Origin of the sequence: Dactylosporangium sp. McL0621 (assembly GCF_049995355.1) — a bacterium.
Taxonomy (GTDB): Bacteria; Actinomycetota; Actinomycetes; order Mycobacteriales; family Micromonosporaceae; genus Dactylosporangium.
In genome coordinates this window covers 9,114,611-9,131,235 of record NZ_CP188259.1, presented here as the reverse complement: position 1 = coordinate 9,131,235, position 16,625 = coordinate 9,114,611, and the positions used below count along the sequence as shown (strand labels likewise).

Here is a 16,625-nt window from a genome sequence, read left to right as displayed (position 1 = left end):
AGCACAGCGCGGTGCCGATCGGCGACCATCACGTCGATGGCGGCCGGCGGATGGATCACCAGGCGCCGCTCAGCCGGCTCCGCGGCGATAAGCAACCGATCGGCTGGCGAGATCGCGCAACGGCGCCGGACGACGGCTGGAATGTACAGGTGACCCTGCCGGGTGACCGTGAAGACGCCTCGAGGGTTGGCGTCGACGAGCAGCAGGCCACCGTGCTCTGGATGGTGTACCGAGTGCCGGGCTTCCAGCCATCACCCGGACGATGGCCTGATCGGCGAGCCTGCCGTTGCAGTCGATCGTCGGCAGCGCGTAGACCGTCTGACGGGTCCGCCGGTCGGCGAAGGTCGGTAGCGGCAGCGGTCCGCGAACGGCGCCTCTCGTCGCTACCGGACCGGTCGCCGCGCTGACCGAGGGCTACGGCCGGCATGCCGCCGCGGTCGCGGCGCTGCTGACCTTCGACCGGTCCGGATACCTGCGTGAGGCCGGTATCCGGTGGCTGGCCAGCAGCGACGAGCTGTTCGCCCTGCCGTTCCTGCTGCTGCGCCTCAACGATCCGGTCGACCCCGTCCGTCAACAGGCCACCACCGCGGTGCAGGCCCGGCTCACGGTTGGCCACGCCGCCCTGCTCGTGCAGCTCCTCCCGCTGATCGAGGGCCTCGGCGCGCGGCGCCGCGCCGGCCCGATCGTGCGCACCATCGGCGAGTTGCTCATCGACGGTGATCCGGCCGGCCGAGCGCCCTCGCCACCCTCGACCCGGACATGTTCACCGCACGTGCTGGCCAGCTCTGCGCCGACCCCAGCGGTAAGGTCCGCCGCCACCTTCTCACCGGACGGTGAGGCCGCAACGCCGGGCGTCAACGCCGACGGCTACCAGAGCGGCGGTTCCCACGAAAACCATAGGTCCACGTGGGTTCGGCGACCGGCCCCGGTCATCCCCGCGCCCGACCTGCTGGGCACCGGCGACTGGCGAACCTACAAGGAGATCTCGTTCAACGTCGGCAACTTGCCGGCGGGGACCAGATCCATCACCGCCGTGATGAACGCGGACGACACCGCAGACGTGCTCGACCTCGACTGGTTCAGGTTCGTCTGAGCAGTCGTTGCCGGCCCCGGTGAGCGTCAGGTCCGGATCACGACGTTCGCCGGGTGCGCTTGCCGAGAATGCCATCCGGCCTGGTGAGGAGCCTGCTCGCTGAGGATCCCGCGATCTTGGGTCTGACGGCCATGGCGGATGGGACAGCGGCGGTCGCTAGCGATGATCGTCGGTCGTGCTGCTGCGATTGGCGTATATCGGGGTGACGAACATGTTCGCGATGCTCCGGCTGCTGCCGACGAGCGACCGGGCCAAGGACATCGAGATCCTCGCCCTGCGACACCAGATCATGGTGCTGCAGCGCCAGCGTCGTCATCTTCGGCGGCGGCTACGCCCTGTCAACGCTGCAGCCGCTCCGCTGGCTCACCGAACAACTGATCTACTGGGGCGACATCGACACCCACGGCTTCGCCATCCTCAGCCGCCTCCGCCAACTGTTTCCCGCGACCCGGTCCATGCTCATGGACCGGGCCACCCTCCTGGCGCACCAAACCCAATGGGTACGCGAGCCGGCGCCCGCCTCCGCGCACCTTCCCGCACTCGACGACCCCGAAGCGGACCTGTACCGCGAACTCGTGGAGGACGTCCTCGGCCCCTCCATACGCCTGGAGCAGGAACGGATCCGCTTCTCCACCGTCCGCGCGGCGATGAACAACGGCCTTCCACCCGCGGCTGGCACGCCCACCGGCTGAGGTCTTTCGGCCCTGCCGATTTATACCCCCGTGGGTATGGTCGGTGCGTGGTTCCCGCCGGGTTGCCCGTGCTGCCGAGCCGAGTCGCTCCGGGCAAAGTCACCGAACCGGCCGGAACCCAGAACCGGCTGCTGTTCACAGTGGGCCTGCTGGCGGCACCTGCCCGCTATGTGGCTCCGCTCTCACCAAATGTGCCGTCGGCGGTGCGCTGGCTGAACACCTACGGCGTGAATTTCGGCATCCGTGACCGCGGCATGCGCAGCGCCGGAACGACGTCCGGTGGTCGATGATGAGATGTACGTTGCACGTGGGCCGGGACCGCTTCGGCAAGTCCTTGATGCCACACCGCAGTGCTGCGACTCAACTGTCAACGCTCCGAAAAAATTTCGACCCCGCGCGCTCCCGCAGGTCACGTCGAGACTCTGACCGCGTCGCGTGACGCCGCCACGCGCATCGAGGCACGGACCAGCCGCGGCGTCGTCCGGGGCCTGCTGGGCAGCGCTGCCATCCCGATGAGTCCGGCGGGGTCGAACTGCATCGCCTCGTCCTCGGTGTCCACCGGCTCCGCCAGGACGCGGTCGATGCTCGGCGTTGCCTCGACGACCTCGAGTGCATCGAGGACTGTTGTGGTGACCTCGTCGGGGGTGCGCATCCCGTCGACGCAGAGCAGGATGCCGTGCTGGGCGTATCGGTCCAGGACCGGGCTCGTCACCTGGTGGTAGAGCGCCAGCCGCCGGCGGATCACGGGTTCGGTGTCGTCCTGGCGGTGCTCGGTCACGGCTCGGGCGAGCAGCCGCCGTACCACCTCATCGTCGTCGGCCCGCAGGTGCAGCGCGACGTCGGGGGCCATCCCGAGCTCCGCCGCCATCCGGGACAACGTCTCCGCCTGCGCGGACGTCCTCGGGTAACCATCGAGGACGTAGCCGACACCGGCGGCCTTCGCCGCGATGAACTCCTCCCGGACCATCTCCAGCACGATCTCGTCCGGTACCAGGGACCCGCAGTCCAGGTAGCGCTTCACGGCGCGGCCGAGGTCGGTGCCTCGGGCGACGTGGCTGCGAAACAGGTCGCCGATGGCGATGTGTGGAATACCGAAGTGGGCAGCGATGCGGGAACCCTGGGTTCCCTTCCCGGCTCCGGGTGGGGCGATCAGCAGCAGCCGCATGGGGTCGTCTCCTCGCAGTCGTTCGTCGCGGACCGGTTCGGTGCGCGATCTGAATGCTGCTTGGCGCGACCGGGGCACGGCATGGGTCACATGACCACACCCCCGGGGGTCATCCGGGACGGACGTCTAGCGGATGATCCGGAGCTGCCGGCAATGCTGCTGCCGATGCAGTCACGTGACACATGCGCCGGGGCCGATGCCCGGTCACACCATGCACCTATGGCCACAGACCGGCGACGATTATCGAGGTCAACCGCCCCGACCGCGCGGCACGGCGCCGCCACGGCAAGACCGACACCGTCGACGCCGTGGCGGCCGCGGTGGCGGTGCTGTCCGGGCGGCCGACACCACAGCCAAGACCAGCGATGGCCCGGTGGATATGCTGCACATGTTCCGACTGGCCAGAGCCTCCGCGGTCAAGTCCCGCACCCAGGCGATCAACCAGCTCAAGGCCGTCATCGTCACCGCCGAGGCGGCGCTACACGAGACCCTGACCAGCCTGTCCAACACGGCGTTGATCCGCCACTGCGCCGCCCCGCCCACCACCACGCCAACCGATGTCGCCGCCGTCTACACGCTGCGCCACCTGGGTCAACGTATCCAGGCCCTCAACACAGAAGAGCGGGAGCTGCAGCGCCAGTTCACCGCCCTGCTACGCACACACGCACCGCGTCGGCCACGCTCCCGGGCCTGGACGAGCAATTCCGAAGCCCGGTCACTGGTCGTCGGCAGTTCGGGCAAACCATTCCGCGGTGTTTAGCGGTGCCTTGCCGAACTGGATCGTTGGCCGTCGTGATCCTCGGCGTGGGACCCGGGCTGTGGGGCCCGGCCGTTCTCGTCGGGTGTGATCGTCGCCAGCGCGTCGCGCAGGGCCGAGCGTGAGGTGATGCCCAACTTGGGAAACAGCCGGTGCAGGTGGGCGCCCACGGTGCGGTGGGACAGGAACAGCCGTTGGGCGATCTGCTTGTTGGTCAGGCCGGTGGCGGCCAGTTCAGCGATCTGCCGTTCCTGTGCGGTCAGGCTGACCGTCTGCGTGTCGGGCCGGGTCGTGTCGGCCAGCCCGGTGGCACGGAGCTCGTGTCGGGCCCGCCGCAACCATGGTTGGGCGCCGAGCCCGTCTAAGGTGTCGAGGGCGGCGCGCAGGTACAGGCGGGCGCGGGCGGTGTCGCGGTTGCGGCGCAGCCGTTCTCCATAGGCGAGTTGAATGCGGGCCTGCACGAACGGGCAGCGGGCGGCCGCGGGCAGGGCAAGGGCTGCATCGAACAGTGCACCGGCTTCGTCGTCGTCGGCGGCCAAGGCCGCGGCCCCGGCGGTGATCAGGGCGGTGTTGGGGGAGATGCGCGCGTTGCCGACCTGCTGGGCGGCGGCGACGTGAGCACGGGCCTCGTGGGCGCGCCCACTACGCACGGCCGCCTCGACCAGGTCAAGCACAGCCCATCGGCCGGGAACGCCGGGAGTCATGGCGCCGGGCGGGTCGATCTGGGCCGCCTGGATATACGCTTCCTCGTAGTCGCCCTGGGCCAAGGCGTTGATCGCGCGCAGGTGCCGGATGCACGCATTCGTTATCCCGATGCCGCGGGGTGCCGCCCAGGTGGAGATCTCATCGATCAGGGTCTGCGCGAGTTCCAAGTTGCCGCGGTGGGCCGCGATACGTGCCAGTTCGAACCGAAGCTGACCACAAAGAAGTCTGTAGCCGTGGGCCGCTGCCAGGTCCAGCCCCTCACGTGCCAGTTCCTCGGCCTCGTCCCAGTGTCCGCGGACGTAGGCGTCGACACAGAGCATCAGCAACCCGACAACGACCGTGATGATCACACCGTCGGCGCGTTCCCGGTCGATCATCTCGCGGAACAGGTGCCGGTAGTCGGACACGGCGTCAACGGCAGCGGCCGCGAAGGCCAAAGGGACAACCTGCCAGGGCGGCGCGTGGGCGGGCAGGCTCGCGAAGGCGCGCGCGAGGCCGTCCCGCACAGCGTCGGACGTGCGGGCGGGGTCGGTGAACGCGTCGAGGCACAGCCGAAACGGCGTCACCGCCTCCGGGTCGAACCTGTCCAGTGCGGACTTCAACAGCTCCCACGGCTCTGGCCGGGCGGCATAGATGCCCACAACCATCAGCGCGTACAGGATCGCGTTGGCTTCCTGGTCGGTAGCCTCCGCGGTATCGGTGACTTCGTCGAACGCCCGGACCAGCAGCCGGTGGGCGGAGTCGAGATCGCCCTCGCTATTGCTGAGGAGGTAGGCCGTTACGGCGAAGACCACCCCGCTTCGCGTGTCCGATGCCTGTCCGGCATCGGCCAACAACCGGGGCACCTGGTCCAGTTGACCGGTGATGTTGGCGAACACGGCGGCGTCGACCAGTCGGCGGGACCGGACAGCCGGGTGCGGGCTGAGTTCAGCGGCCCGCATCAGCGCTGCCACCACGGCGGACGTGCCCCTGCGCCGCCGCGCGGAGATGGCCCCCTCCTGACCCCCCCGGGCCTCGGCGTGCGGCGGGTTGCGACGCCACCAGGCGGACAGGGCCGCCTCCTCCAGCGCCCGGGCCACCGCCTCGTCCGGTCCGGTCGCGGCCCCGGCCAGGTGCCACGCGCGCAGCGTCGGCTCGTGAGCCAAAGCGTCCGCGAGGGCCTGGTGCGCGGCTCGGCGTTCGCCCGGCGAGGAGTTCTGCACGATCGCCGAGCGGATCAGCGGATGGCTAAACGATACGCCGCCCGTGACCGCGTCCACGCGCATCAGCTCCACCTCCTGAGCTGGGGCGAGATCGTCAATGTCCGCATGGCCCTGCGCCGCAGTCCGAAGGACGGCCAGGCTAGCGTCCGGCTCCAGCGCGGCAAGCAGCAGCAGCCGGCGGGTCGACGGGGGCAATGGCTGCATCTCGCTGGCAAGTCTCGCCTGCAGCCGCCTGTTCAGGGGCAGAAGCGTGGGTAGCGGCTCCTGCCCGCGGCGCTGCCGCTCGGTCAGCGCTGCGGGCAACTCCCGCAGTACCAACGGATTGCCGGCAGCCTCGGCCAGCACTCGCCGTCGTACCGCTGGGGCCAGCCCGGGCCATGCGGCATCCAGCAGCATCGTAGCCGGCTCCTCGGCCAGCGGCCGGAGTTCCCATTCCGGCAGCCGAACCTGAGCGACGAAGCCACCGGCACCGGCGCGCGCGGCGGCCAGGAAGGAGACCCGGTCGTCGCCAAAGCGGCGGGCGGCGAACCCCAGCACCGTCGCGCTGGCGCGGTCGATCCACTCCACGTCGTCGGCAATCATCAACACGGGACACTCGGCGGCGACCTCGCGAAGCAGCGCCAGTACGGCCGTGATGACCAGCGGGTCCGGCGACGATCCCGGCGCGAGGTCGAAGACCCGCTGGAGGGCGTCGCGATGGTGGCCGGCGAGCCGATCGGCGTGCTCGCGCAGCGGGTCGAGGAGCTGGTGCAGCGCCGAGAACTCGATCTCGGCCTCGAACTCCGCCCCGGAGACGCGCAGCACTCGCATCCCGACCGCCTCGGCCCGCACCGCCGCCGCGTCCAGCAGCGCGGTCTTGCCCACACCCGGATCGCCGCGTAGCAGCAGGCTCCGGCCGATTCGACTCTGGCCGCCAAGCAGCGAGTCGATCAGCTCCAGCTCGTCCGTGCGCCCGACCAGAGCGACAACAGACCGTGACTCCACCGGCTGCCCGGCCTGATCACGTCTGCGAAGACTCTGATGTTCTGGCCACGAAGAGTCTCCAACGGTCACCGTGCGAGGATCTCCAGGTTCTGCGGCCGCGGCCTCAGCGACACTATCTGCCCGCCTACGTACCAAAGCGTAGCCGGGTCTTTATCAAGCCGGCCAGGTCAGCGGTGCATCATGAAGCCCCCTTGCATCCTGCCTGGAAGGCCGTAAGCCGCCGCACACGGCCGTGATCTCCTGCCGGGGCATGCCGGTCGGTCGATGAGTTCGGCCGGGTCGACGTCTTCGCTGACGACGACGTAGGCGACGGGGACTGCGCCGGCATGGATCCGCATAGTTCGTTGCACAGCGAGACAGGGCCCTTGCCCGGGGAGCACCCCGGGCGGTCGGCGAACCCCGTGGTCAAGGTTGCTGGCCTGGCCTGGTTGGAGTTCGAGAAGCCGAACCTGGCACAGGCGGAGCGGTTCCTGCTCGACTTCGGGTTCACGGCTGCCGACCGCACGGCGGCGGCACTGCTGCTGCGCGGCCGGTGGGCCGGTACGCCGGGTCTGGTGGTGCGTCGCGGCACCGGCTCCCGCTTCATCGGGCCCAGGTTTGCCACCGACGCCCGGGCGGACCTCGACCGGCTGGCCCGCGTCACGGGCAGCACGGTCACCGCGCACGGGGGAGGGTATGCGGTCGAGTTGACCGACCCGAGCGGGTTCCCGGTCCGGGTGGTGCACGGCGTCGCTGAGCTGCCCGCCCTGCCGGAACGGGAACCGCTGGCGCTCAATTTCGGTCCCCGTCCGGTTCGCGCCAACAGCACCCAGCGCCCCGCCCGGCAGCCGGCCGCGATCGAGCGGCTGGGTCACGTGGTGCTCGCGACCACCCGGTTCCGGGCGGCGCTGGACTGGTACCTGGAGACGCTGGGGATGATCGTCAGCGACTTCCTGCACCTGGACGGGCAGCGCGAGCGGGGGCCGGTGATGGCATTCATCCGGTGCGACCAGGGCGGCGTCCCGTGCGACCACCACATCCTGGCGATGGCGTTGCAGCCATTCACCGGCTACCTGCACTCGGCCTACCAGTTGGCGGATCTGGACGAGGTGGCGGCCGGCGGGGAGTTCCTGCGCGATCGCGGGTACCGGCAGGCGTGGGGGATCGGCCGGCACATCCAGGGCAGCCAGATTTTCGATTACTGGCGTGACCCCGACCGGTTGATGTTCGAGCACTACACCGACGGGGACGTCTTCGACTGCACGCTGGAGCCGGGCTGGGCACCGCTGTCGGTCAGCGGACTGTCCCAGTGGGGGCCCAGGGCGACGGCGAAGTTCACCGGTACCAACAACCCGGCCGTGGTCCTCGACGCGGTGAAGGCGCTGACGGACAAGGGGAACGACGTGAACCTGGGTACGCTGCGCGGCCTGATCAAGGCGATGTCGTCATGAGCACGAATATCGGGCGTACCGCGGACGGCTGGTGGCTGCTGACGCCCGCCGGCCTGGTCCGGCTCGACCTGGCCGCCACCACCACGGGGCAGTTGCTGGCCGACCGGGCGGCCCTGGACGCGGCCATCGCCGCCGCCGATGCCGCGCCCCACCGGGCGGTACCGGCGGATCGCTGGATCTGCTCAGTCCCGTGACCGCGCCGGCGCGGGTCGTCGCGCAGATGGTGAACTACCGCTCGCACGCCAGGGACTCTGGCCTGGACCCCGATCGGGTACCGCCGACGTTCTTCCGCAAGTCCTCCCACTCCATCACCGGCCCGACTGGGGACATCCTCCGCCCGGACGGCGTCGGTTTCCTGGACTACGAGGTCGAGCTGGGCCTGGTCATCGGCCGCGACCTGCCGGTGGGCACCGTGGTCACCGAGGCGGACCTGCCGCGGTACGTGGCCGGCCTGGTGGTGACCAATGATGTCAGCACCTCGCCGGCCTCGACATCGTGCGCAGCACCACCTACACCTTCCGCGCCCGCCTGGCGACCCGACTCCAGGTCGGGCGGGTGTCCCTGCTCGGCGACGCAGCCCACCTCACCCCGCCCTTCATCGGCCAGGGCCTGGGCGCCGGGCTGCGCGACGCCGACAACCTCGCCTGGAAGATCGCGCACGTGCTCACTGGGCGGGCCGATCCGGATCTGCTGGCCACCTACCAGACCGAGCGCGGCCCACACGTCAAGGCCTTGATACGCAGGGCCGTCCTGGTCGGCTGCGATGACCGGAGGGCAGGACCGAGCCGCGGCTATCCGCAAACTCGCGCTCGGCGCCGTCATGCGCAGCACCCGGGTCCAGGAACTGGTCGGCTCCACTGTGACGCCACGGCTGCGCACTGGTGCCCTGCAACGCACTTCTGCTCTGTCGCGGGTACCCGGGCGGCTGCGCCCCGGCGGCCTGATCCCGAACCCGACGTGCGCCATGGGCAGCAGCCAGGCCAGGTTGGACGACGCCCTAGGTGGACAGACTGCGGTGGTCACCGGACGGTGCCCCGAGCCGCACCTGCTCGACGCGTGCCGCGCCCAGGGCATCCTCCCGATACGAGTCGTCGGCGACGCATCCGCCGACGCCGCCACGCCGACGGACACGGGCTGGCTCACCGTCCACCTCAACGGCCCCGGTGGCGGCCTGCGGGCCCTGGTCGACGATCCGACACTGACCGTCGTCGTGCGCCCCGACCGGGTCATCGCCGCTGTGACCACCCGGTCCGAGGTACTCCGCCTGCCCTGGACCGTCGGCGTATGACCCGTGAGCCGCCGGCGCAGGGTGGCGTTGATGTCGCGCGGCCGTCTGGACGATCTCGATCGACGCTCCGTGGAGATCCGGCCGAGATCACGGCCTGACCGGTCGCGGGCGGCTCTGACTGATCGATCGTTTCGTGCGTGGCGGGACGGTCAACGGGGCGGGTCTCCGGGAACGATGGCAAGGTACTGGTGGGCCAACTGGACGGCGGCCGCACCTTCGCCGACGGCCGCGGCGGCGCGTTTGGTGGCTCCGGGGCGGATGTCGCCGGCAGCGAAGACGCCCGGGATGCTGGTCTCCATAGGGAGCGGGCGGCGGGTCGGCGACTGGTCGGCTCGTGGTTGCAGGTCTGGTTTGAGGTCGGTGCCGGTGAGCAGGTAACCGGCCGCGTCGCGGGCGAGGGCGGTGGGTAGCCAGTCGGTGTCCGGCCGGGCGCCGATGAGGATGAACAGCGCCGCCGCGGCGATCTCTTCGGTACGCCGGGTTGCGGCGTTGCGTAGGGTGAGCTGCTGCAGTTGCCCGCCTCCGGCCGCCCGGACGACCTCGGAGTCGGTGCGCACGATGATGTTGGGCCGGGTGGCGATCTGTCGGATCAGGTACTTCTACATGGTGGCCTCCAGCGAGCCTCCGCGGGCCACGAGGGCGACCTGGTCGGCGAACTGGGCGAAGTGGACGGCGGCCTGGCCGGCGGAGTTGCCGGCGCCGACGACGGCTAGCCTGGCGCGTTCATTAAGGGATGGCCGCGAGGTGGTGCTGGGAACGCGAAAGTGCCCTCTGATCTGGGAAGATAGGACTTGTCTAGGGTCTTATCCATCCCGCTGCAGGGGGCACTCTCAAGGTGAAGGTTACCGGGTTACGTCCCAAGATCGTGGTCAGTGCCGACGGTCGGGGTGTCGTCGGGCATGCCGGTGCCCGGTTGCTGGCCGATCTGGCCGATGCGACCGGGTTGACCACCGGATTCAGTGATGCGCTTGCCTCGTTGCGGGTGCGGGAGTCCGGGCATGACCCGGGCCGGGTCGCGGTCGACCTCGCAGTGCTCCTCGCCGACGGCGGCGCGACGATCGCCGATCTTGCGGTGCTGCGCAACGAGCCGGCCCTGTTCGGGGCTGTGGCGTCGGATCCGACCGCGTGGCGGGTGCTGTCCGATGTGGACGAGGCGGCGTTGGCTCGGCTGCGCGAGGCCAGGGCCGGGGCGCGGGAACTGGCCTGGGCGCAGGCATCCGAGACCCGCACGGGGCTACCGGCCTCCACGGCCGCGGGACAGCCGGTGCCTGGTCTGATCCTCGACGTGGACGCCACGATCGTGATCTGCCACTCGGAGAAGGAATCCGCGACCCGGACGTGGAAGAAGACGTTCGGGTTCCATCCCTTGCTGTGCTTTCTGGACGGGACCCGGGAGGCGCTGTCGGGCCTGTTGCGGGAAGGCCGGGCCGGGTCGAACACCACCGCCGATCACATCGTCGTTCTGGACCGGGCCCTGCAGCAGATCCCGGACGCGCACCGGCACGGCACCCCGATCCTGATCCGGTCGGACTCAGCCGGCTGCACCCAGGGCTTCCTGACCCACATCCGCGCCCTGCGCCAGCACGGGATCGACACCCGGTTCTCCGTCGGCGTGGCGATCACCGAACCGATCCGGGCCGCGATCCGCCAGGCAACCGCCTGGGTCCCCGCGATCGACACCGACGGCGACCTGCGTGAAGGCGCCGAGATCTGCGAGCTCACCGGCCTGGTCCCCGCCGATGGCTACCCGGCCGGGACCCGGTTCATCGTGCGCCGGGAACGGCCGCACCCCGGCGCCCAGTTGTCGCTGTTCGACACCATCGAAGGCCTCCGCCACCAGGCCATGGCCACCGACACCCCCGCCGGCGACGGCAGCATCCAGTTCCTGGAAGCCCGCCACCGCGCCCACGCCCGCGTCGAGGACCGCATCCGCACCGGCAAGGACACCGGCTTCGGCCGGTTCCCATCCCGCGTCTTCGCAATCAACCAGGTCTGGCTCGAACTCGCCCTCACCGGCATCGACCTGCTCGCCTGGACCCAGCACCTCCTCCTGCACGGCGAACTCGCCACCGCGGAACCCAAGAAACTGCGCTACCGACTCCTGCACACCGCCGCCCGGCTCACCCGCACCGCCCGGCAGACCCGACTCCGGATCGCCGAAACCTGGCCCTGGGCAACAGATCTGGCCACCGCGTTCACCCGTCTCACCGCGCTACCCCGCCCGATCGGCTGACACCGGCACCACAACCCGCCCAACACCGCACGGAGGAACCCGGCCAACGCGCCGGGCCGCCACCATACCCATCCGCCCGACCGGCCCGCACAACGATCAACAAACGCTCTCAACCACCATGATCGACTGGTGGCGAAAGACCGAGGCTAGCGGTTGGCCCCTGACGGCTTCTGCCTCGCACAGGGCGGCGCGGTAGAAGACGCCGGCGCCGAGCAGGCCTTCGACGCCGGGGGCGTCCAGCCGGCGCTACCGCACGCCGATGCTGAGTACGACGGCGTACCTGGTGTCTCATTGCCGTGGGCCAGCCGGACGAGGTGCTGTGTGTCGTGGGTACGCAGTCCGGTGGCGCGGTCGAAGACCAGTTCGGCGCCGAAGAGCAGGGCTTGGCCGCGGGCCAGCGTGGTGAGGGTTCGGCCGCTGATGCCGAGGGGGAAGCCGAGGTAGTTGCGGATCATTGAGGTGGTGCCGGCCTGGCCGCCGACGGTGTGCGGCTCGATGAGCAGGGTGCGCAGGCCTTCGGAGGCGCTGGACAGGGCGGCGGACAGGCCGGCGGACAGGCCGGCGGACAGGCCGGCGGACAGGCCGGCGGGCCGGCTCCGATGATGGTCATGTCGTAGTGGCCGGCTTCGGGCCGGTGATGGAACCCGAGCGCTTCGGCGATCTGCGGGATGGACGGGTCGGTCTGGATGCGGCCGTCGAAGTACACGCAGACCGGCAGCCGGTGCGCCTCGGGGCCGGCGGACGCGAGCAGCCGCCGGCCTTGCGGCGAGTCGGGCGGGAACGATCGGAACGGCACGAGGTTGCGGTGCAGCAGGTCGCGAAGTTGGTGGGTCCGGGGTGTGCCGGGTTCGGCGACGATCTGCATCGCGGTGACGCCGGGCGGTTCGAACGTCTGGACCCAGTCGTCGAGCAGCAGGCCGATGCGGGGGTACAGCCAGTGCTCGGCGGGGTCCCACGGCGTGACGAGGATCATGTCGACCCGGTCGAGCGCCATTCCGCGGAAGATCGCCTGTTCCGCTGGGCGGTCGAACATCGGGGCCAATAGCGCCCGCCGGGCGAACGGGTGCAGCTCGTGCGCTCGGGCCAGGAACGCCTCACCGGTCATGTCCGGCGGCCGCAGCTGCGCGATGACGACCGCGACCTGCTCGCCGCGGTCGCGCAGCGCTGCCAAGCGTCGACAGGGCCGGGCCGGCGGCGAGTTCGGTGCGGATCCGGTAGTCGGCGCCGAACCGCCGATCCAACGCCTGCCGCAGCCGGTCGAGCGTCTGCTGGTCCTGGGCGACCAGGAGCATGACCGGCCGTCGTACCTCGTGCATCACGGTCGCCGCCTTCCGCTGGTCACAACGCTTCAGTCGCGGATCCCGTCGATGTCGAGCAGGAGGTGGCGAGGGCCGCGGAAGATCTGGTTGCGGCGGTACAGCGGCGGGTCGGCGACCAGCCGCGGGTTGTCGACGCGGCGGACGAACTCGCTGAGCGCGATCTGCACCTCCAGCCGGGCGAGCGGGGCGCCGAAGCAGTAGTGGATGCTCTGGCTGAAGCCGAGGTGTTGGTTGTCGGGGCGTTCGAGGTCCGGCTCGTCGGGGTTGTGGAACCGGTCCGGGTCGCGGTTCGCCGAGCCGTATACCAGGTAGATCGGCGCACCGGCGGGGATGGTGGTGCCGGCGATGTCGATGTCGCCGAGCGCGGCCCGGGTGTGCCAGATCTGGACCGAGGACTCCAGGCGCAGGAACTCCTCGACGCCGGGCACGACGAGCTCGGGTCGGCGGCGAAGCTGCTCGAGCACGTGGGGGTGCCGCAGCATGGTAAGCACACTGTGGGCGATCAGGTTGACCGAGGTCTCGTGCCCGGCGAACAGCATCAGCATCGCGTTGGTGGTGAGCAGCTCCTTGGACATGCGCCCGTCGGGGCCGTCGTCGTGGACCATCGCGGAGAACATGCCGGGACCGGGCTGCTCGGCGTACCGGTCGAGCAGGTCGGCCAGGAACTGCCGCAACGCGGCCACCTCGCCGGTGCTGCGCTGCGCCCGGTGCTGCTGCTGCGGGTCGCCGGCCTCCGGGCCGAAGTCGATGCCGTCCAGGGCGTTCTCGATCCAGCCGTGGAAGTCCGGGATGGCCTCCAGCGGCACGCCGAGCACCTCGCAGATCATGGTCGCGGGCAGCGGGAAGGCGAACTCGTCGACCAGGTCGACCCGGGTCTTGCCACGCATCGTGTCCAGCAGCTCGGCGGTGATGCGGCGGATCTCGGGCTCCCGGTCGGCGATCATGTGGGGGCACGCGGGTGGTCCGAAGTGCCGTGTCATCCGGCGTCGGTCGGCGTCGTGCTCGGGCGGGTCGACGGAGATGATCGAGCCCTCGAACGGGTTGACGAACCGATACCGCTCGGGCCGTTTCCGCGGGTCGGAGGTGACCAGCGGGTGGTGCAGCAGCTGCACGATCTCGCGGTAGGTGCTCACGACGTAACTGCCGTCCGGCTGCCGCGCCACCGGGGTCTTGCGCAGCTGCTCGTAGAACGGGTAGGGATTAGCGCGGTTGGCGTAGCGCAGCGCCTGCTGCCAGGGCGTTTCCTCGTCCATGGCTCTCTTCCTCCTGGCCGCTCAGTGCCGAGACCGGAACTCGGCCCGGCGCTCGGCCGGGTCGTGGCCGGTCAGCACGACGTCGGGGATCGCCGTCAACGCACCCGGCGGCGGAAACTCGGCCGCCCTGGGCCGCATGTCGTCGGGCCGGTCCCAGCCGGCCGGCGGCGGTGGGAACGGGCTCGACTGCTCGATCATTTGCCCGTAGTGCTCCAGCCACCGGCCGTGGTTGAACGTGACGGCCGCGACGATACGCCCGCGGCGGCCGTAGGCGGCGGCGAACCGGCGGTCCCGCACCGAACCCTGAGTGCAGACGACCTGGTCGCCGAACGACGGCACACCGACCGATTTGATGGTGACGCCGAACTGGCTCGACCAGAAGCTGGGCAGCAGCAGATGCGGACGGTAGTCCGGCTCCAGGTTCACCATGTTGTGCGCCGCCGCCTGGGCGCCGAGGACGGCGTTGTCCCAATGCTCCATGGCCAGGAACTGGTACTCGTACAGCACGTGCGGCGCCCGCGCCACGTCGCCGGCCACGTAGACGGTGTCGGTCACCACGCCGTTGATGTCGAACGCGCGACCGCCGGCGTCGCACGCGACCCCCCACACGCCCGCCGCCAGCCCCGAACCCTCCAGCCACTCCACGTTGCGCAGCGACCCCATCGCCGCCACCACCAGGTCCGCCTCCACGGTGCTGCCGTCCGACAGCCGGGCCCGCCGCACGTGCCCGTTCGCGTCGCCCTCCAGCGCCGCCACGCCCACCCCGCAGCGCAGATCCACGCCGTGCTCGCGCTGCAGCTGCGCGGCGACCGCGCCGATCACCCCGCCGAGCGCACCCACCAGCGGCGCCGCACCCCGCTCGGTCACCGTGACCGGGATGCCGAGTTCCCGGCAGACCGAGGCCATCTCCGAGCCGATGAACCCGGCGCCGATGATCAGGACCCGGGCCGGCCGGGCGGCCAGCGCCTGTTGCAGCCGGGTCGCATCATCCCGTGAGCGCAGCGTGTGCACCCCGGCAAGAGCGGCTTCGGCCGGGTCGGGCCATAGTCGCGCGCGGGTCCCGGTGGCGATCAGCAACCGGTCGTAGGGCACCTGCCCGCCGTCGGCCAGCCGCACCCTCCTGGCCGAGCGGTCCAAGCCGGTGGCGGCGACGCCGAGCCGCCAATCCGCATCCACGACCCGCATGCGGGGCAGCGCGGTGTGCTCCGCCGGCACCCAGCCCTTCAGCACCTGCTTGGACAGCGGCGGACGGTCGTAGGGCTCGTACGGCTCGTCGCCGATGATGGTCAACGATCCGTCGAAGCCCTCGGCGCGCAACGCCTCGGCGGCCCGAAGCCCGGCCAGGGACGCACCGACGATGACGATCCGGCCGTTGGCCCTGAAGTCGCGTACCACCGCTGCAACCGCTGCCGGCACCGTCACGAGGGCACACTCCGCTCCGCCTCGTCGAGGCGGTCGACCACGATCGCCTGGACCGGGCACGCCGCGGCCGCCCGCTGCACCCGCAGGCGCTGTGCGTCATCGGGGTTGGGCTCGTAGGTCAGCGTCTCCACGCCACTGAGGCGGAAGACCTCGTGGGCCAGGAACACGCACTGCGCGTATCCCTGGCACCGGTTCAGGTCCACGACGATCCGCATGGACAGACCCCTTCCGTCGTCGCCCGTTCCCGCGCATCGGCCATCAGCGCGGCCGTTGCCCGGCCCGGCTGTTCGACCTCCGTGCGTTCGGCGTTCCCGGCTGCAGCCTGTGCTGCGCCGGCCGGCCGGGTCACCGTTGCTCCGGCCGCCCGGCGCAGCCTCCGCTCAGCCGGGCTGCTCTTCCCCGGTCTGCGTGACTCAACCGCGCTGCGGGCGGCCGTCGTGATCGAGCCGGCGGGCGCCGTCACCCCTCGACGTCACCCACACCGGCATGTCATGCAGCGCAGGGGAGGGCGATTCACCCGCGGCCCCGCGAGATTCGGCCCGTTGTCCGGCGAATGCCTGGAGGCCCGGCGGCCGGCGACCTTGGACGGCGTGGTTGTCCAGCAGGATCGGCGCAGATCGCCGGTCATCTGAACCGAGGAGGAACAGTGAACTTCTCCGAGCGACTCGAAACGCTGCAGGAGCACGTCGTGGCGACCAAGACGGCCGTCGAGCATGCCGCGGAAGAGTCCCGTGACCAGATCAAGCAGCGGGTCGACGAGGCCCAGACCAACATCGAGAGGGTCGTGGAGCGGACCCAGCAGCAGGCTGACCAGAGCGCTGAGGACGCCCGCAGCAAGTGGGCACAGGTGAAGGCCGACGCCGCAGCGAAGCGCGAGGACGTCAAAGCCAAGATCAGTGAGCGGACCCGACGGATGGACGCCAGGATGGCCGCCGGCGATGCGGACTGGACCGAAGCCGACGCCGACGAAGCCCTCAGTTTCGCGGTGTGGGCGGTCGACAATGCGCAGCTGGCCATGCTGAACGCGATCGACGCCCGCACTCGCGCGGACGAGCTGGCCCAGGCGGCCGCCTCCTCCTGAC

At 70.5% G+C, this 16,625-nt stretch carries 17 protein-coding genes and 2 pseudogenes; 11 read left to right on the top strand and 8 right to left on the bottom strand.

Features of this window, described 5'->3' with window-relative positions; all coding sequences use genetic code 11:
* The first annotated feature begins 589 nt into the window (after nt 1-589).
* From ACPPVO_RS43360 to ACPPVO_RS43350, 3 genes are all read left to right on the top strand, one after another.
* Entirely contained in the window at nt 590-1,093 is a 504-nt protein-coding gene (locus ACPPVO_RS43360) for a hypothetical protein (protein WP_426504374.1), read from the top strand.
* A gap of 314 nt (nt 1,094-1,407) precedes the next feature.
* Nucleotides 1,408-1,785, top strand: coding sequence for a Wadjet anti-phage system protein JetD domain-containing protein (locus tag ACPPVO_RS43355; RefSeq protein ID WP_426514804.1), 378 nt, complete (start codon nt 1,408-1,410; stop codon nt 1,783-1,785).
* Between the two features lie 47 nt (nt 1,786-1,832).
* Nucleotides 1,833-2,075: a hypothetical protein gene (locus ACPPVO_RS43350; RefSeq protein ID WP_426504373.1), complete on the top strand. Its 243-nt coding sequence runs from the start codon at nt 1,833-1,835 to the stop codon at nt 2,073-2,075.
* Between the two features lie 119 nt (nt 2,076-2,194).
* Here ACPPVO_RS43350 and ACPPVO_RS43345 read toward each other — a convergent pair whose 3' ends face one another.
* Nucleotides 2,195-2,950: an adenylate kinase gene (locus ACPPVO_RS43345; RefSeq protein ID WP_426504372.1), complete on the bottom strand. Its 756-nt coding sequence runs from the start codon at nt 2,948-2,950 to the stop codon at nt 2,195-2,197.
* A 373-nt stretch (nt 2,951-3,323) separates the two neighbouring features.
* Between ACPPVO_RS43345 and ACPPVO_RS43340 the strand changes: the two genes are divergently transcribed.
* On the top strand, nt 3,324-3,710 hold the full coding sequence (locus ACPPVO_RS43340; RefSeq protein WP_426504371.1) for a hypothetical protein: 387 nt from the start codon (nt 3,324-3,326) through the stop codon (nt 3,708-3,710).
* Here the strand turns inward: ACPPVO_RS43340 and ACPPVO_RS43335 are convergent.
* The gene (locus ACPPVO_RS43335) at nt 3,707-6,667 is read right to left on the bottom strand and encodes an AAA family ATPase (RefSeq protein ID WP_426504370.1); all 2,961 of its coding nucleotides are present in this window, start codon (nt 6,665-6,667) and stop codon (nt 3,707-3,709) included. The genes ACPPVO_RS43340 and ACPPVO_RS43335 overlap by 4 nt on opposite strands.
* A gap of 332 nt (nt 6,668-6,999) precedes the next feature.
* Between ACPPVO_RS43335 and ACPPVO_RS43330 the strand changes: the two genes are divergently transcribed.
* The 5 genes and pseudogenes from ACPPVO_RS43330 (at nt 7,000) to ACPPVO_RS43310 (ending at nt 9,316) form a co-directional block, all read left to right on the top strand.
* The gene (locus ACPPVO_RS43330; protein ID WP_426504369.1) at nt 7,000-8,028 is read left to right on the top strand and encodes a VOC family protein; all 1,029 of its coding nucleotides are present in this window, start codon (nt 7,000-7,002) and stop codon (nt 8,026-8,028) included.
* Nucleotides 8,025-8,222, top strand: a complete 198-nt coding sequence (locus tag ACPPVO_RS43325; RefSeq protein ID WP_426504368.1) for a hypothetical protein — start codon at nt 8,025-8,027, stop codon at nt 8,220-8,222. Before ACPPVO_RS43330 ends, ACPPVO_RS43325 begins: the two co-directional genes overlap by 4 nt.
* Before the next feature lie 26 nt (nt 8,223-8,248).
* Nucleotides 8,249-8,536, top strand: a pseudogene (locus ACPPVO_RS43320) (fumarylacetoacetate hydrolase family protein); the annotation flags it as partial.
* A pseudogene (locus tag ACPPVO_RS43315) lies at nt 8,524-8,715 on the top strand (FAD-dependent monooxygenase); the annotation flags it as partial. The pseudogenes ACPPVO_RS43320 and ACPPVO_RS43315, both read left to right, overlap by 13 nt.
* 76 nt (nt 8,716-8,791) lie before the next feature.
* Nucleotides 8,792-9,316, top strand: a complete 525-nt coding sequence (locus tag ACPPVO_RS43310) for a hypothetical protein (protein ID WP_426514940.1) — start codon at nt 8,792-8,794, stop codon at nt 9,314-9,316.
* Nucleotides 9,317-9,465: 149 nt separating this feature from the next.
* Here the strand turns inward: ACPPVO_RS43310 and ACPPVO_RS43305 are convergent, their stop codons facing one another.
* Nucleotides 9,466-9,897: an NAD(P)/FAD-dependent oxidoreductase gene (locus ACPPVO_RS43305; protein ID WP_426514803.1), complete on the bottom strand. Its 432-nt coding sequence runs from the start codon at nt 9,895-9,897 to the stop codon at nt 9,466-9,468.
* A gap of 254 nt (nt 9,898-10,151) precedes the next feature.
* Between ACPPVO_RS43305 and ACPPVO_RS43300 the strand changes: the two genes are divergently transcribed.
* Entirely contained in the window at nt 10,152-11,549 is a 1,398-nt protein-coding gene (locus tag ACPPVO_RS43300; protein ID WP_426503679.1) for an IS1380 family transposase, read from the top strand.
* A 146-nt stretch (nt 11,550-11,695) separates the two neighbouring features.
* On the opposite strand, the gene ACPPVO_RS43295 is transcribed toward ACPPVO_RS43300, so the two are convergent.
* The 5 genes from ACPPVO_RS43295 to ACPPVO_RS43275 form a co-directional block, all read right to left on the bottom strand.
* Nucleotides 11,696-12,004, bottom strand: a complete 309-nt coding sequence (locus ACPPVO_RS43295) for a hypothetical protein (protein ID WP_426504367.1) — start codon at nt 12,002-12,004, stop codon at nt 11,696-11,698.
* A complete protein-coding gene (locus ACPPVO_RS43290; protein ID WP_426504366.1) occupies nt 12,001-12,720 on the bottom strand; it encodes a hypothetical protein in 720 nt (239 codons plus the stop codon). The genes ACPPVO_RS43295 and ACPPVO_RS43290 overlap by 4 nt, the downstream gene beginning before the upstream one ends.
* A gap of 177 nt (nt 12,721-12,897) precedes the next feature.
* On the bottom strand, nt 12,898-14,121 hold the full coding sequence (locus ACPPVO_RS43285; protein WP_426504365.1) for a cytochrome P450: 1,224 nt from the start codon (nt 14,119-14,121) through the stop codon (nt 12,898-12,900).
* Nucleotides 14,122-14,142: 21 nt separating this feature from the next.
* Nucleotides 14,143-15,516, bottom strand: a complete 1,374-nt coding sequence (locus ACPPVO_RS43280; protein WP_426504364.1) for an NAD(P)/FAD-dependent oxidoreductase — start codon at nt 15,514-15,516, stop codon at nt 14,143-14,145.
* A gap of 23 nt (nt 15,517-15,539) precedes the next feature.
* Nucleotides 15,540-15,758, bottom strand: a complete 219-nt coding sequence (locus tag ACPPVO_RS43275; RefSeq protein WP_426504363.1) for a ferredoxin — start codon at nt 15,756-15,758, stop codon at nt 15,540-15,542.
* Between the two features lie 431 nt (nt 15,759-16,189).
* On the opposite strand from ACPPVO_RS43275, the gene ACPPVO_RS43270 reads away from it, so the two are divergent.
* Nucleotides 16,190-16,624, top strand: coding sequence for a hypothetical protein (locus tag ACPPVO_RS43270; RefSeq protein ID WP_426504362.1), 435 nt, complete (start codon nt 16,190-16,192; stop codon nt 16,622-16,624).
* Nucleotide 16,625 lies beyond the last annotated feature (1 nt).